Origin of the sequence: Streptomyces sp. NBC_01334 (assembly GCF_035983595.1) — a bacterium.
Lineage (GTDB): Bacteria > Actinomycetota > Actinomycetes > Streptomycetales > Streptomycetaceae > Streptomyces > Streptomyces coriariae.
Genome location: NZ_CP130718.1, coordinates 6,203,138 through 6,218,478 on the forward strand (window position 1 = coordinate 6,203,138; position 15,341 = coordinate 6,218,478).

Sequence of the window (15,341 nt, forward strand, 5' to 3'; positions counted from 1 at the left end):
CGAGGGCCAGTCCATTCGCGGTCTCCGTCCGTCAGTCCTCGGTGGCCGTCCACCGGGGGCTGAGCGCGACGGCCCGCAGCTGCTCGATCGTGAGGGCGGGCTTCGCGCGGGTCGCGGCCTGGTCCTGCTCGGCGGCGTTGAAGGCGCTGACGACCACCCGCAGACCGTCCTTGCGCAGGGTGTCCACGGTCCACATCACGACCCCCGCACCGCCCTTCTCGCCCGGCCCCTGCTTCACCGAGACACGCGTGCCGTCGGCGAGGGTCTCGGCACCGGAGCCGTACAGCGAGCCGGCCACGTCGGACATGTTGGGCTGCACGTTGACCTGGACCAGGCTCGCGCCCTTGCCGTCGTCGACGACGAAGTAGCCGTACCCGGTCTCCTGGCTGCCGTTCTTGACGCGGTCCAGGTCCTTGGGCAGCAGGAGAGCGAGCTTGCGCAGGATCAGCCAGCCGGCCATCTCCGCGGGCCGGGCGGACGAGCCCGACGGGGAGACCGGCTTCTTCTCCTCCCCGGGGATGGCGTCGGCGATCCGGCGCCACTCCGAGGCCGCGGCCAGCTTCTTCAACTGGCCTGTCGTCAAGGGCGGTTCGGGGCGGCTGACGGGCTCGCCCTTCTCCGCGGCGGCGTTCCACTCGATGACGCTCACATGGTGCCCGGCCGGGGTGACCAGGTCCGCGCCCCACGACTTGAGGTTCTCGCGGTGGTCGGGATACTCGTAGCCCTGGTAGACGGTGATCGCGGACCTGTCGGACAGGACCTCGGTCTTGCAGCTGTCGAGGTGAGTCTCCTCTGCGTCCGGGCAGGGCATCACGGCGGTGGACGGATCGATCTCACCCGCGTCCGCCGGGATCCGGCCCAGGCCCACGGAGATGGACCCCTTGCCCTTGCCGTCGTCGAACACGCCCACCGCCAGCGGTGGCCGCTCCTCGCCCGTGCCCCGCGCGTCCGTCCTGCTGAACTCGCCGTCGGGGAGAAGCTGCTGGAGGGTGCGGATCATGTCGTCGGGGGAGTAGACCGACTTGGCACCGCTGCTGCCGGACGCGGCGACGGAGGACGGCAGGGACGCCGGCTTGCCGCCCCAGGGCGCGAGCAGCGCCCCGCCCACCCCCACCAGGGCGAGGCTCGCCGCTCCCCCCGCGATCGCGGTCCTGCGCCGCAGCCGCATCCGGTCACCCCGGGCCCGCCCGGCGGCGGCGAGCGCGGCGGGGCTGTCGAAGGCGCCGCCGGCCTCCCGCAGGGCGACGGAGAGCTGCTCCTCGAAGGGGTCGCTGTACTGGTCGACGGGCATGGTGAACCACCGCTTTCGGCGAGAGGGGTCGAAAAGAGTTCGAAGTACGGGGGCGAGGGACGCGGTGCGGGTGCGCGGTGCGGGGGCGCGGTGCCGGGGGTCGGGTGCCGGACGCCTCAAGGGCGGGCGTACTCGCCGATGTCCTCACCCAGCAGCTCCCGCAGCCGCCCCAGGGCCCGCGAGCAGCGCGTCCGCACCGCGGCCGAGCTCGCGTTCATCGCGCCCGCGGTCTCCTCGATCGAGCGGTCCTCCCAGTACCGCAGGACCACGACCGCCCGGTCCTTGGCGGGCAGCCGCCCGAGGGCCTGCATCAGGGTCAGCCGCAACGGTGTGTCGGTACCGCTGCCGTCGGCCACGTCCGGGAACGCCTCCACGGCCCGCTCGCGGCTGCTGCGCCGCCGCTGGTGGGCGAGGAAGGTGCGGGTGAGGACGGTCTGCGCGTAGCCGGCCGGGTTGTCGACCCGGGACACCCGACCCCAGCGGACGTACAGCCTGCCGAGGGTCTCCTGGACCAGATCCTCGGCGAGGTGGGTGTCCCCGGCGGTGAGCAGACACGCCGACCGGTACAGATGCCCGGTACGGGCCGCCGCGAACTCGGCGTACTCGTCCGCGCGGGCGGCCTGCCTCATGAGTGTTCCCCCTGTGTCGGTTGCCGTACTGTCCTCAACTCCCTAATGCGGTGGGGTGCGGGAAATGTTTCAGGGGAGACCGAAAGTGGCCGCACAGGATCGCGGGGGTACTTTTTCGTTGTGACAGACCAGCCGCCGTCCCCTCCGCCGCCGCCGGGCTTCGGCCCGCCCCCGCCGCCGTATGCCCCGCAGCACCCGCAGCACCCGCAGCACCCGCAGCACTTTGCCCCGCAGTACGCCCCGCAGGCGGAGCCGCCGCCCGGTCCGGAGTTCCTCGCGGTCGACAAGCACAACTCGGTCGTCGTGGACGCGGGGGGCGTCGCCTTCGAGATGTACGACATCACGGTCGAGTTCCCCTGGCCCGAGGTCCGCAGCGTCCACTACAAGGCGAGCCCCAACGGCAAGGCCCTCATGGTCGCCGTGGTGCACGTGGACGGCAGGGTCTACGAGTGCGTGGTGACGGCCAAGCCGAGGGAACGGATGCAGGGCTGGTTCGCCCAACTGGCCTGGGTACTGGGCCACTACCGTCCGACGGGGTACTAGACGGCGGACGCGCCGGACGTACGGGAGGGTGCCGCCCACGGTGGTCCCGTGGAGCGACACCCTCCGCTACCGGCTACCGGCTACCGGCTACCGGCTACCAGCCGTCGGCTGTCCGCTCGGCCGCTGCCCGTGACTCCGCACGGCCCCGCCGCTACGGCAGCCCGTGCACATGCGGGCCCACGGCCGCCGACCACGCGTTGCCCGCCGACGCGTCCCAGTTCGTCGACCACGTCATCGCGCCCCGCAGTGCGGGATAGGTCTTCGACGGCTTGAAGGAGCCGCAGCCCGTGCCCTTGGTGAGGCAGTCCAGGGCGTTGTTGACCACCGTCGGCGACACGTATCCGCTGCCCGCGCCGCTCGTCGAGGCCGGCAGGCCCAGGCCCACCTGGGACGGGTCCAGGCCGCCCTCCAGCTGGATGCAGGCCAGGGCCGTCAGGAAGTCCACCGAGCCCTGGCTGTAGACCTTGCCGTCGCAGCCCAGCATCGAACCGCTGTTGTAGTACTGCATGTTGACGACCGTGAGGATGTCCTTCACGTTCAGCGCCGTCTGGAAGTAGCCGTTCGACGTCGACTGCATGTCGATCGTCTGCGGGGCCATCGTCAGGACCAGCCCGGACCCGGCCTTCGACGACAGCGACCGCAGCGCCTGCGACATGTACGTCGCGTTCAGGCCGTTCTCCAGGTCGATGTCGACACCGTCGAAGCCGTACGTCTGCATCAGCGTGTACACCGAGTTCGCGAAGTTCGTCGCGGACGTCGGGTCGCTCACCGACACGGTGCCGTTCTGGCCGCCCACCGAGACGATGACCTTCTTGCCGGCCGCCTGCTTCGCCTTGATGTCCGCCTTGAACTGGTCCACCGTGTAGCCGCCCAGGCCCGCGGAGTCCAGGTTGAAGGTCACGGCGCCCGGCGTCGTCGTCGCGTCCGCGAAGGCCACGGCGATGATGTCGTACTGGGAGGAGACGTCGGAGACGCGCTGGACGGTCGCGCCGTTGTTGAAGTTCTGCCAGTAGCCGGTCACGGCGTGTCTGGGCACGGTCCCGCCCCCGGTGTTGCCGGTGGTCGTCGTTCCCGTGACCGCCGTCGACTTCACCGACTCGCCGGCCGCGTTGGTCGCCGTGACCTGGAAGCTGTACGACGTCGAGGCCGCGAGGCCGGTCACGGTCGCCGAAGTCCCCGTCACCGCCGTCACCTTCGTACCGCCGCGGTAGACGGAGTAGCCGGTCGCGCCGGAGACCGCGTTCCACGCGAGGGACACGGACGACGAGGTCGTGCCCGACACGGCCAGCCCGGCCGGTGCGCCGGGCACCGTCGGGGCCGGGTCGCCGCCTCCGCCGCCGTCGGGGCCGTACACCGACACGTCGTCCGCGTAGTACGCCGCCTGGCCGTACCAGCCGTGCGTGTACACGGACACGGACGTGGTCGAAGCGCCGGTGGTGAAGGTCGTCGACAGCTGCTTCCACGACGCCGAGTCGGGCGTCCAGGTCGACACGTCCGTCGTGCCGGTGCCGGTCACGCCCAGGTAGGTGTAGCCGCCCTGGACCCACGCGCTGAGCGTGTACGTCGAGTTGGGCTTCACGGCCACCGTCTGGGCGCACCGGGCGTTGTCCTGCCCCGCCGGTGTCGCCTTCAGCGCGGCCGCGCCGGCGTGCGCAGGCGAGGAGACGGTCGTACCGCTGCCCGCCGAACAGGTCCAGTTGGTCAGGCCGGACTCGAAGCCGGCGTTCCTCGCGTTGTTCAGGTCCGCGGCGGACGCCTGAGCCGCGCCCGTCATGGACAGGGCGAGGGCGGCGGCGAGGACGCCCGCGGCTCCCGACCCGAGTCGTGTCGTTCGTTTCAGTGGGGACATGACAGTAAGTTGGTCCAGACCAATTCTGTTGTCAAGAGGTCCGGCCGTGGAGGGCCGGTGGAGGACGCGCGTGCGTAACCTGCCCCGATTTGGCGGGACTTGCGCGAAGAAGAGTTGCTTGGCAGCCAGGGAAAGCTGTTCTCCGGCCACAGAGGCGTGGATACAGTGCTGAGGTAGTCACGCAATGAAGTCACCCCGGTGCACCGGAGTAACGCCGGTGGGCCGGACCGCGGGAATCGGGGAGCTGCGCGTGCCAACAGCCATTGCCGTGACCGGAGCCGACCTGGCGCTGCCGCCGCAGGACGAGCGCACCCTGCCCGCCACCGTTCTCGCCGACCTCGACCGACAGCCGCTGGACCGTGCCCTCGCCGCCGTCCAGGCCCTCGTCGATCAGTACGGGCATGTGATCGTCGTGTACTCGCGGTCCGTCCCCGCCGCCGTCGAGCAGCGACTGCACACCATCCGCTCCCTCCTGGAGAGCGACCGCATCGCGCTCTTCCGCCCCGACCTCCCGCCGCTCGCGACGGCCGTCCTCGCCCGCCAGCTGCGTCAGCTGGCCTCCTGCGACCTCGGCCCCGGCGTCCTCGCCTCCGCGGGCCGGCTGCTCACCCACTACCTCCACGCCGGCGCGCTGCTCGGCTCGGTCGCCCGCCTCGACCGGGTGCCTGTGGTCGGCCTGACGTCGCATGCCAGGTCATGGGTTCCGGGTAGTCAGTTCGGTGTGCTCGCCCACCCGCAGCCGGAACTGGTCAAGGCCACCCCCGAAACAGTGCTGCCCGGACCGGAGTTCGGCACCTGGCTGCTCGTCGCCCGCGGACAGTTGCAGTCCGACTGGGTCACCGACGTCCTCGCTCCCGCCTGGAGGGTCCAGGGGCTGCGCGAGACGCACCTGCCCGCCGAGTCCGCCGACTGGTGGGGCACCGGCAAGGCGATCGAGTTCTGCGCCTACCTGCCCGACCTGTCGGTCCTCTACCAGCTGGTCACGTCGGTGCGGCAGAACGTCTGCCACTGGTGCGGCATCGACGTCATCGGCGACCGCTGCGTCTTCTGCTCCGCGACCCCGCCGCCCCCATCCGACCTCACCGCCCGTCCCGCCGCCCGCGCGCTCACCGCGGGCGACTGAACCAGCCGGACCTGCTCGACCGCACGCCTGTTCCCGTCCGCTCGACCCGACCCCCAACGAGGTTGCACGGCTAATGAACTCCCGTCAGCGCCGCGGCGTGATTCTCCTGCTCCTGTCGGTCCTGTGCGCCCTCGGCGCGTTCGCCGGCGTTCTCTCCGTCATCGACGACGTGAAGTCCAAGGTCGGCCCCGAGGTCACGGCGTACGAGCTGCGCTCCGACGTGGCGCCCTACACCACCCTGAACGCGGGCCAGTTCAAGAAGATCGAGATGCCGGAGCGCTGGCTGTCGGAGAACGCGGTCACCGACCTCGCCGCCATCCGCGGGAAGATCGCCGTGACGACGCTGAAGAAGGGCTCCCTGCTGCAGAGCGACATGATCGTCGACCAGCCCGCCCTCCAGCCGGGCCAGCAGGAGGTCGCCATCATGATCGACGCGGCCACCGGCGTCGCCGGCAAGATCACCCCGGGGTCGTCCGTCAACGTGTACGCCACCTTCGAGGGTGCCCGGGAGAGCGATCCCGACCAGTCGAAGATCATCGTCACCAACGCCCGGGTCCTCGACGTAGGCCAGATCAAGGCCCTCGAGCCGGACGAGAGCGACCGGAACCGGTCGGCCACCGACGCGGTCCCCATCACCTTCGCGCTGTCCACGCTCGACGCCCAGCGCATCACCTACGCCGAGTCCTTCGCCAAGCGCGTCCGCCTCGCCCTCGTCGCGCCCGGCGGCGACACCACGGTCCCCGACCAGGACCGTACCTACGAACTCGTCACGGACAAGTGAGAGGCCGCCGCCCATGCCCACGAGGATCCTCCCGGCCGTCGGCGACGCGGACGCGGTCCGTTCCCTCACCACCCTGCTCAGCCAGCTCCCGGACGCCGAACCGGTCGCCCCGGTCTCCGACTCCACCCAGCTCGTGGACACCCTCGCCCGGCTCGCCGCCGAGTCGGTCGACGAACTGCCCGAGGTCGTCGTCGTCCACGAACGCATCGGCCCCGTACCGGCCCTCGAGCTGGTCCGGGAGGTCGCCCTGCGCTTCCCCGCGGTCGGCGTCATCCTCGTCACCACCGACGTGGGGCCCGGCCTCTTCGCCGCGGCCATGGACTCCGGCGCCCGCGGCCTGGTCACCCTCCCGCTGAGCTACGAGGACCTCGCGAACCGCGTCCAGGCCGTCGCCCAGTGGTCGGTCGGCGTACGGCGTCATCTCGGCCACGGAGCCGACGTGTTCACCGGCGTCGGCGGCACCGTCGTCACGGTCAGTGGCGCCAAGGGGGGCGTGGGCACCACCCTCACGGCCGTACAGCTCGCCCTCGCCGCCCAGGCGTCCGGCCGCCCCACCGCCCTCGTCGACCTCGACCTCCAGTCCGGTGACGTCGCCTCCTACCTGGACGTCCAGTTCCGCCGCTCGGTCGTCGACCTGGCCGCCATCACCGACATCTCGCCCCGCATCCTCGCCGAGGCCGTCTTCCGGCACGACACCGGCGTGGCCCTCCTCCTCGCCCCCGGCGAGGGCGAACGCGGCGAGGAGGTCACCGACCGCGCCGCCCGCCAGATCATCGGCGCGCTGCGCTCCCGCTACGAGGTCGTCGTCGTCGACTGCGGCGCCCAGCTGAGCGGCGCGGGCGCGGCCGCCGTCGAACTCGCCGAGCGGGCCCTGCTCGTCACCACCCCCGACGTCGTCGCCGTCCGCGGCGCCAAACGCACCGTCCGCATGTGGGACCGGCTCCAGATCCGCAAGGCCGAGGAGACGACCGTCGTCGTCAACCGCCACACCCGGAGCACGGAGATCCAGCCCCCGCTCATCCAGAAGATCACCGGCACGGCGATCGCCGCGACCACGGTCCCCGCCAACTTCCGGGAACTCCAGGCCGCCGTCGACGCCGGCCGGGTGCACGCCCTCGACGGCAAGGGCACCGTCCGGCAGGCCCTGTGGGCGCTCGCGGCGGAACTGGGGCTGGTCAAGGCGCCGGAGACCGCCCTCGTGCGCAGGGCGGGCGGCCGGGTGCGCGGCGGGGACCGGGGCTCGGCCGGGTTCCGGCGGCGGAGGGAGTGAACGGCATGTGGGGACATCGGGCACGCGACCGGGGCCAGGTCACCATCGAGTTCCTCGGCATGACACCGCTGATCATCGTGACCTTGGTGGTGGTGTGGCAGTTCGTCCTCGTGGGGTACACCTTCACGCTCGCGGGGCATGCTGCCGACGAGGCGGTGCGGGCGGGTACGGCGGCCCCTCCGGGGGAGCGGCTCGCGGCGTGCCGGCAGGCGGGCCTGGACAACCTCGGGGACGCGTGGAAGGGGAACGCCGTGGTCGATTGCGGCGGCAGCGGCTTTGTCACGGCGGACGTCTCCCTCAAGGTCCCGGTCCTGTTCCCCGGCACCATCGACTTCCCGTTCACGGTGCACGGTCACGCGGGCGCCGTCGAGGAAGAGGACGGCGACTGAGATGGCCTACCGACGCCGCGCACGCGCAGGAGCACGCTCCCGCGACCGGGGCCAAGTGGCCCTGGAGTACCTGGGGTTCCTGCCTCTCCTGCTGCTGGTCGCGCTCGGCGCCGTACAGCTGGGCCTGATCGCGTACGCGGCACAGCAGGCGGGTACGGCGGCCCGGACCGGGGCCCGCAGCGCGTCCCTCGACGAGGACTACGGCGCCGACTGCGCGCAGGCGGCGAGCAGTTGGCTGGACGTGAGTTGCAGCGCGGCCGGCCTGGGCGACGAGGTCCGGGTCACCTCCACCGTCACCATCCCGTCCGTCATTCCCGGCATCGGGAACTTCGGCCAGGCCCACAAGACGGCCACGATGCCGGTCGACCACTGAGGGAAGGGCATCCGACATGAGCCTGCGAGCACGCATCACCTCCCCCGAGGAGAACGGCGGCCGGGGCGAGGACGGCCACCTGGTGACCTCCTACCGCGCCAAGCTGCTGGAGGAGATCGACCTCGCCGAGATGAGCTCGCTGGCCGCCGCCGAGCGCCGGGCGCGGCTGGAGCGGGTCCTGGGACACATCATCAGCCGCGAAGGTCCCGTCCTGTCCACGGTGGAACGCTCACAGCTGATCCGCCGGGTGGTCGACGAGGCGCTGGGCCTGGGCATCCTGGAGCCGCTTCTCGAGGACGCCTCGATCACCGAGATCATGGTGAACGGCCCCGACGCGATCTTCGTCGAACGGGGCGGCAGGGTGGAACAACTCCCCATCCGCTTCGCGTCGAACGACCAGCTGATGCAGACGATCGAACGCATCGTCTCCACCGTCAACCGCCGCGTCGACGAGACGAACCCGATGGTCGACGCGCGGCTGCCGTCGGGCGAGCGGGTCAACGTCATTATCCCCCCGCTGTCGCTGACCGGCCCCACCCTCACCATCCGCCGCTTCCCGCGGTCCTTCACCCTCCACGAACTGATCGGCTTCGGCTCGCTGGACGAGCAGATGCTGTACCTGCTGGCGGGCCTCGTGCAGGCCAAGTTCAACGTGATCGTCTCGGGCGCGACGGGCACCGGCAAGACGACGTTGCTGAACGCGCTCTCCGGCCTGATCCCGGACGGCGAACGCATCATCACCATCGAGGACTCGGCGGAACTCCAGCTCCAGCAGTCGCATGTGATCCGCCTGGAGTCCCGGCCCCCGAACGTCGAGGGCAACGGCCGCATCACCATCCGCGACCTGGTCCGCAACTCCCTGCGGATGCGCCCGGACCGGATCGTGGTCGGCGAGGTCCGGGGCGGTGAGTCGCTCGACATGCTCCAGGCGATGTCGACCGGCCACGACGGCTCCCTGGCCACGGTCCACGCCAACAGCGCGGAGGACGCCCTGATGCGCCTGCAGACCCTCGCGTCGATGTCGGACGTCGAGATCCCCTTCGTCGCGCTGCACGACCAGATCAACAGCGCGGTGGACGTCGTCGTCCAGCTCACCCGCTTCGCCGACGGCGCCCGCCGCATCACCGAGATAGCCGTGCTCGACAGCCACGGCGGAGAGCCGTACCGGCTGGCGACGATCGCCCGCTTCAACGCCCGGCCGATGGCCGCCGACGGCCGCGTCCACGGCGCCTTCGAGTACTTCCCCCTCCCACGCCGCACCGCGGACCGCCTGTACATGGCGAGCCAGCCGATCCCGCAGGCGTTCGGGGTGGCGCGCGCGGCACACGAACTGACGACAAGGGAAGCCCGGTAACGCTGATGGACCTCGAGACCCTGATCACCCTCACCACCGGCGGAACCCTCCTGACCTGCGCCCTGGCCGTCGCGGGCCTGCACGCGTACGCACGGGGCCGGGCGCAGCGGGCGGAGCTGGTGGAGCGCCTCTCCTACACCGGCCAGCTCCCCGGCACCGGCCGTCGACGCCGCTTCCGCACCCTGGACCGACGACTGCGCCGTACGGAGACGGGCCGCAGGCTGGAGCTGAAGCTGGCGGCGACCGGCCTGGACGTGACCCCCGGCGAGTTCTTCGTCTACATGCTGGCGGCGGTGGCCGGCCTGTGGCTGATCGGCCAGGCCACCCTGGCCCCCTTCTTCGGCCCGATCGCCGGGCTCCTTGGCGTCTGGGCGGCCTGGCAGTTCCTCAACTGGCAACGTCAGAAACGCATCGAGAAGTTCATCAACCAACTCCCCGAACTGGCCCGCATCCTGGCCAACGCCACCCACGCGGGCCTGGCGCTGCGCACCGCGATCGGCATGGCGGCGGAGGAACTGGAAGCCCCGGCGGGCGAGGAACTCGGCAAGGTGGCCAACCAGTTGGCGGTGGGCCACTCCATGGACGACGCCCTGGGTGAACTCGCCGACCGGCTCCCCTCCCGCGAACTGGTCGTCCTCGTCACCACCCTGGTCCTCTCCAACCGGGCCGGCGGTCAGGTCGTCGGCGCCCTGCGCAACCTCACGGAGACGCTGGAGGAACGCAAGGAGACCCGGCGCGAGGTCCGCACCCAGCTGTCGCAGGTGAACATGACGTCCTACGCGGTGCCCGCACTGGGGGTCGGGGCGTTGTTCCTCATGAACAGCGTCGAGGACGGAACGCTGGACCGCATGACGGGCTCGGCCGTCGGCCAGGCCTGCGTGATCATCGCGTTCGGCCTCTACGCGGTCGGCTTCGTCCTCATCCGCCGTATGTCCCGTATCGACGTCTGAGCAGGAGGTGGCACAGGGGATGGAACTTCTGCTCGCACTCGCCGTGGGCCTCAGCGTCTGGGGCATGTTCGCCGGCATCCGCATGTACCGGGCCGACGTGAAGCTGCCCAGCGACCTCGCGCTGGCCCTGGAGGTCGGCTCGACGCGCACCGGCGCCGTCGGCTCGCTCGTCGACCGCATGGGCATGCGGTACGCCCCCGCCGTCCTGCGGCTGATGGGCCCCAAGCAGGTCACCAGGTACCGGCGCAGGATAGACCTCGCGGGCAACCCGGGCGGCCTCACCATCGACCGCTACGCGGCCCGGCGCGCCGTCTACGGAGCGATCGGCGCCCTCGGCGCGTTCGCCGCGCTGCTCCAGGGCAGCTTCTTCGTCGGACTGCTCATGCTCGCCTTCGGCGCGTTCTGGTCCGAGGTCGGCATCTGGTCCGCGATCCGGGTCCGCAAGGACGCCATCGAGCGGACCCTGCCGGACTTCCTGGACGTCCTCGCCGTGGTGGTGAGCGCGGGCCTCGGCTTCCGGCAGGCCCTCGACCGGGTGGCGTCCCGCTACGAGGGCCCCTGGGCGGACGAGATCCGCATCACGCTGCGTCAGATGGACCTCGGCGTGAGCCGCCGCGAGGCCTTCCAGGAGCTGCGCCGCCGCAACGACTCCGAGCAGGTCGCCATGTTCGTCACGGCGCTCCAGCAGGGCGAGGAGCTCGGCGCGCCGATCGTCGACACGCTCGTCTCGATCGCCAAGGACATGCGGCGCACGGACGCGCAGAACGCCCGCCGCAAGGCGGCCCGCGCGGTCCCCAAGGCCACTTTGATGATCACCACGTTCATGGTCCCGGCGACGATGCTCCTCCTCGGCGCGGGGATGCTGCTCGGCTCCGGTACGGACTTCACCTCGATCACGGGCGAGTAGGCGGACGGGATGACGGCCATGACGACGGCGACGACGAGCGCGACGGTGAGCACGAGGGCGCGGGCGCGCGGCGGAGTGCTGAGGCGCCGCCGCCCGGAGCGGGCGGCCGGCCAGGCACCGGCGGAGACCATGCCGACCGGCACCGTCCCCGAGCTGCCGAAGGCCGAGGTGCCGAAGGCCGAGGTACCGAAAACCGGGGTGCCGAAGGCCGAGGTGCCGATACTGGAGGGCGTTCCTCTTCAGGTCAACGCGCTCCAGGCGATGTGCCGGCAGGTGTTCGGGTTCCGGCTGGCCATGATCGCGGTCGCCGCGCCCGCGGCCCTCCTCAACGCCGCCCCGGGCCTGGGCACCCGCCTGGTGGGCGCGGCCGTGGTCGTCACCTTCATGGGGTCCTACGTCCTGTTCCGCGACTGGGAGCGCTTCGGCCCCCTCCTTCTGCGCCACCCCTCGCTGCTGGCCGTGGACACCCTGTTCGGCACCCTGCTGCTGATCTCGGCGGGGCCGGACACCACGCTCGCCTACGTCAGCGTCTGCACCCCGCTGCTGGCCGGCATCGTCTACGGCTGGCGGGGCGCCGCCTGTTTCGCGTCCCTCCAGTCACTGATCCTGCTGCTGGTCCACGCGACCCTCGTGCAGGAGCCCGGCGTCGGCCTCGCCGAGAGACTGCTGCTGCCGGGCCTCTGCGTCATCACCGGCGCGATGGGCTCGTCGCTGCGCCACCTGATGCTCCGCTTCGGCGCGGCCACCCAGGCCCTGACCGCGGTCAAGGCTCGGCTGGCCGGCACCGAGGCGGTCGCCGCCGAACGCGCCCGACTGGCAAGGGAGATGCACGACTCCGTGGCCAAGACGCTGCACGGGGTGGCCCTCGCCGCGGACGCCCTGGCCCATTCGGCCGGCTCGCCGGGCATGGACCCGGTCATCGTGCGACAGCACGCCGAGCTGGTCGCCCGCGCCGCGCGCCGCGCCGCCGCCGAGTCCCGCGAACTCCTCACCGACCTCCGCCGGGAGTCGGACCCGGCGCAGGACGTCGACCTCCTGCCCGAACTGGCCGCCCACGCGGACGTGTTCGGGGACCGGACGGGCCTGCCGGTCAGCTACCACGCCTCCGGCGACCGCGCGACGCTCCCCGTCCCGCCCGCGGTGGCCCGACAGCTCCTCACGATCACCTCGGAGGCCATGGAGAACGCCCACCGCCACGCCGCCCCGACCCATGTGGAGGTGCGAGCGGCCGTGTACGGCGAGCTCCTCACCCTGAGCGTCCGCGACGACGGCCGTGGCCTCCCGGCCGGCGCCACCCTCGAGCAGCTGCGCCGCACCGGCCACTTCGGCCTGGTCGGCATGACCGAGCGGGCCGCCTCCGTCGGCGCCCGCATCCGCATCGGCCACGGCCACGACTCCCGGGGCACCGAGGTGCGCCTGGAACTCCCGCTGGCCGCGCTCACAGAGGAGGTCGTCTGATGCCGGACCGACCGCCCCACCGCCCCGGCGCCGAGCAGCCGCTCTTCCCGCCACCGCCCAGGCCCTGCCCCGTGCGTGTGGTGGTCGCCGACGACAACCCGGTGGTCCGCGCGGGCCTGACCGCCCTGCTCTCCGGCCGCGAGGACATCACGGTCGTCGCGCAGGCGGCGGACGGCCGCGAGGCCTACGAGGCGGCCCGTCTGCACCGCCCCGACGTGGTCCTTCTGGACGTCCGCATGCCCGGCGTGGACGGACTCTCGGCCCTTCCGCACCTGGTACGGATCGCCCGGGTCGTGATGCTGACGTACAGCCACGAGGCCGAGATCGTCCAGGAGGCCCTGCGCGGTGGAGCCGGGGGCTACCTCGTCCACGGGGAGTTCACCGTGGAGGAGTTGGTGTCGGCGGTGCGGGACGTCACCCGGGGCCGGGCCCACTTCACCCCGACGGCGGCGACAGCGGTACTGGCACACCTGCGAGACGATGCGAATGCACACACCAAAGCGGACCCATCTCCCCTATTTTCTGTGACTTCCATGGAATCGCTTTCGCAATTGCAATCAATCGTGAGACAGTCGTCCTCGGTAGTGAGGGCGGGGTTCCAACTCAGCGCGAGGGAGGCGGAGATCATGGACCTCATCGCGTCGGGCATGAACAACCAGCAGATCGCCGCCACCTGCTTCATCAGCGAGAAGACGGTCAAGAACCACATCAACCGCATCTTCGCCAAGCTGCACAGCAGCAGCCGCTCCGAGGCCGCGGCCAAGTGGCTGGGCACGGCGGTGACCTCATGAGCCACCGCCGCACACGCCGCCGGACCTCCGGCTGGGCCCGGGATTGGGCCCAGGGACCCTTCCCCGAGGTGGACACACGGTCGTACGTTGCCGGTCACGCCACCTATGGAGAGGAACGCCATGAGCGACCTGCTGCTGAAGACCGCCGTCGCGGCCAAGGTCCGGGTGAGCGGCTGGACGAACACGACGGTGCGGGCCGTGCGGCGCCGAGCCGACAACGACAAGGGACAGACCGCCGTCGAGTACCTGGGCATCATCGCGGTGGTGGTGGCGATCGTGGTCCTGATCGCCAACACGAACCTGGGCCAGACGATCGTCGACAAGCTCACGGCCCAGATCGACAAGGTGGCTCCCTGACACGACATCGCGCGCACGGCGACGCAGGGCAGGTCTTCCCCATCTACATCGTGGTGGTGGCGGGCCTGCTCTTTCTCGCGTTCGCCTACTTCGCGGTCGGCCAGGCGGCGGTGAACCGCAACGGCGCGCAGACGGCCGCCGACGCGGCGGCGCTGGCGGCGGCTCAGGAGACCAGGGACGGCCTCGCCGATCTGTGGGAGGCGGACCTCCGGGACCCGACGAAGTGGCAGGACATCTTCGAAGGGAACGGCGGGGACAACGCGTGCTGGCGGGCGGACCAGTTGGCGGCGCTGAACGATGCGGGCGACGTTCAGTGCGAGTCGAAAGGGCTTTTGGGCTACCGGGTCACCGTCCAGGCGAACAAGCCGGCCGGTGACTCCGTGATCCCTGTGACGAGCACCACGAGGGCACACGCCTCGGCCACCGCGGTGATCGAGTCCCTGTGCACGTTCGAACTGCCCTCCGAGCCACCGTCCGAGCCGCCGGCCGAGCCGTCTGGCGAACCGTCGGGTGAACCGCCGGGCGAGGATGCCGAGGACGACGTGCTGCCGACGCTCACCTGCAAGGGTGGGAACTGGGAACTGGACCCGGACGATCCCACCGATCTGCCCGGACCCGAGGACCTCTTCGACGTCCACCTGGCCACCGACTGACGTGCGATCGACGAGTGCAGAAAGAAGCGGAGTGATGAGCATGCGGTTCACTGCGAAAGCCCGCAGGGGGATGGTCGCGCTCACGGTCGTGACCGGGCTGGCAGTCGGCGCGGCCGCCTGCGGCGGCGGAGGCGACGACGACAAGAAGCCGCAGAGCTCGTCGTCCGCCTCGCGAACCGGTGGGTCGCAGCCGAACCCGCAGGAGGGGCAGTCGGAGGAACCGATCGCCGAGCTGAAGGGCCCGAGCGGGCTCCTGCTCCAGATCACCTCTGCCGTGCGCGACTCCGGCGGATTCGTGACCGTCAACGGCGCCCTGAAGAACGACAGCGGGGCCTCGGTCGTGATCCCGTCCGCTCTGAGCGGCAACGAAACCGAGATCATCAACAACGGACGATCCCTCGGCGGCGCGACCCTCGTCGACTCCAAGAGCAAGAAGCGCTACTACGTCCTGCGTGACACCGAGGGCCGTCCCCTCACCACCACGGGCTTCTCGACGATCAAGGCCGGGGAGGCCATCGACGTCTTCCTCCAGTTCCCCGCGCCCCCCGCGAGCTCGACGGACGTCTCCTTCCAACTCCCGCTGTTCCCCAGCGGGGTCATCAAGATCTCCGGGTGAGGCCGAT

Annotated in this window: 17 protein-coding genes; 14 read left to right on the forward strand and 3 right to left on the reverse strand. The window is 71.2% G+C overall.

Going from position 1 to position 15,341, the window contains the following annotated elements; all coding sequences use genetic code 11:
• Window positions 1–31 precede the first annotated feature (31 nt).
• Together OG736_RS27980 and OG736_RS27985 are read right to left on the reverse strand one after the other, a co-directional pair.
• Window positions 32–1,291: a hypothetical protein gene (locus OG736_RS27980; RefSeq protein WP_327184855.1), complete on the reverse strand. Its 1,260-nt coding sequence runs from the start codon at window positions 1,289–1,291 to the stop codon at window positions 32–34.
• Window positions 1,292–1,407: 116 nt separating this feature from the next.
• The gene (locus tag OG736_RS27985; protein ID WP_142265963.1) at window positions 1,408–1,920 is read right to left on the reverse strand and encodes a SigE family RNA polymerase sigma factor; all 513 of its coding nucleotides are present in this window, start codon (window positions 1,918–1,920) and stop codon (window positions 1,408–1,410) included.
• A gap of 120 nt (window positions 1,921–2,040) precedes the next feature.
• Here OG736_RS27985 and OG736_RS27990 point away from each other — a divergent pair, with 120 nt between their 5' ends.
• Window positions 2,041–2,463, forward strand: a complete 423-nt coding sequence (locus tag OG736_RS27990; RefSeq protein WP_327184856.1) for a hypothetical protein — start codon at window positions 2,041–2,043, stop codon at window positions 2,461–2,463.
• Between the two features lie 151 nt (window positions 2,464–2,614).
• Here OG736_RS27990 and OG736_RS27995 read toward each other — a convergent pair whose 3' ends face one another.
• Window positions 2,615–4,312, reverse strand: coding sequence for a chitinase (locus OG736_RS27995; RefSeq protein WP_327184857.1), 1,698 nt, complete (start codon window positions 4,310–4,312; stop codon window positions 2,615–2,617).
• A gap of 250 nt (window positions 4,313–4,562) precedes the next feature.
• Here OG736_RS27995 and OG736_RS28000 point away from each other — a divergent pair, with 250 nt between their 5' ends.
• The 13 genes from OG736_RS28000 (at window position 4,563) to OG736_RS28060 (ending at window position 15,334) form a co-directional block, all read left to right on the forward strand.
• Entirely contained in the window at window positions 4,563–5,435 is an 873-nt protein-coding gene (locus tag OG736_RS28000) for a hypothetical protein (protein WP_327184858.1), read from the forward strand.
• A gap of 73 nt (window positions 5,436–5,508) precedes the next feature.
• Entirely contained in the window at window positions 5,509–6,216 is a 708-nt protein-coding gene (gene cpaB / locus OG736_RS28005) for a Flp pilus assembly protein CpaB (RefSeq protein ID WP_327184859.1), read from the forward strand.
• A gap of 13 nt (window positions 6,217–6,229) precedes the next feature.
• Window positions 6,230–7,486 carry a CpaE/TadZ family protein gene (locus OG736_RS28010; RefSeq protein WP_327184860.1) on the forward strand — a complete coding sequence of 419 codons (1,257 nt, stop codon included), beginning with the start codon at window positions 6,230–6,232 and terminating at the stop codon, window positions 7,484–7,486.
• Window positions 7,487–7,491: 5 nt separating this feature from the next.
• The gene (locus OG736_RS28015; RefSeq protein ID WP_327184861.1) at window positions 7,492–7,875 is read left to right on the forward strand and encodes a TadE/TadG family type IV pilus assembly protein; all 384 of its coding nucleotides are present in this window, start codon (window positions 7,492–7,494) and stop codon (window positions 7,873–7,875) included.
• Window position 7,876: 1 nt separating this feature from the next.
• Window positions 7,877–8,248, forward strand: coding sequence for a TadE/TadG family type IV pilus assembly protein (locus OG736_RS28020; RefSeq protein ID WP_327184862.1), 372 nt, complete (start codon window positions 7,877–7,879; stop codon window positions 8,246–8,248).
• A gap of 16 nt (window positions 8,249–8,264) precedes the next feature.
• On the forward strand, window positions 8,265–9,602 hold the full coding sequence (locus tag OG736_RS28025; RefSeq protein WP_327184863.1) for a TadA family conjugal transfer-associated ATPase: 1,338 nt from the start codon (window positions 8,265–8,267) through the stop codon (window positions 9,600–9,602).
• 5 nt (window positions 9,603–9,607) lie between these two features.
• Entirely contained in the window at window positions 9,608–10,552 is a 945-nt protein-coding gene (locus OG736_RS28030) for a type II secretion system F family protein (RefSeq protein ID WP_327184864.1), read from the forward strand.
• Window positions 10,553–10,571: 19 nt separating this feature from the next.
• The gene (locus OG736_RS28035) at window positions 10,572–11,459 is read left to right on the forward strand and encodes a DUF5936 domain-containing protein (RefSeq protein WP_267018626.1); all 888 of its coding nucleotides are present in this window, start codon (window positions 10,572–10,574) and stop codon (window positions 11,457–11,459) included.
• Between the two features lie 9 nt (window positions 11,460–11,468).
• A complete protein-coding gene (locus OG736_RS28040) occupies window positions 11,469–12,917 on the forward strand; it encodes a sensor histidine kinase (protein WP_327184865.1) in 1,449 nt (482 codons plus the stop codon).
• The gene (locus OG736_RS28045; protein WP_327184866.1) at window positions 12,917–13,708 is read left to right on the forward strand and encodes a response regulator; all 792 of its coding nucleotides are present in this window, start codon (window positions 12,917–12,919) and stop codon (window positions 13,706–13,708) included. Before OG736_RS28040 ends, OG736_RS28045 begins: the two co-directional genes overlap by 1 nt.
• 120 nt (window positions 13,709–13,828) lie before the next feature.
• A complete protein-coding gene (locus OG736_RS28050; RefSeq protein ID WP_327184867.1) occupies window positions 13,829–14,065 on the forward strand; it encodes a Flp family type IVb pilin in 237 nt (78 codons plus the stop codon).
• On the forward strand, window positions 14,062–14,718 hold the full coding sequence (locus OG736_RS28055) for a pilus assembly protein TadG-related protein (RefSeq protein WP_327187736.1): 657 nt from the start codon (window positions 14,062–14,064) through the stop codon (window positions 14,716–14,718). The genes OG736_RS28050 and OG736_RS28055 overlap by 4 nt, the downstream gene beginning before the upstream one ends.
• A 34-nt stretch (window positions 14,719–14,752) precedes the next feature.
• Window positions 14,753–15,334 (forward strand): hypothetical protein, encoded by a 582-nt coding sequence (locus OG736_RS28060; protein WP_327184868.1) that lies wholly within the window; start codon window positions 14,753–14,755, stop codon window positions 15,332–15,334.
• Window positions 15,335–15,341 lie beyond the last annotated feature (7 nt).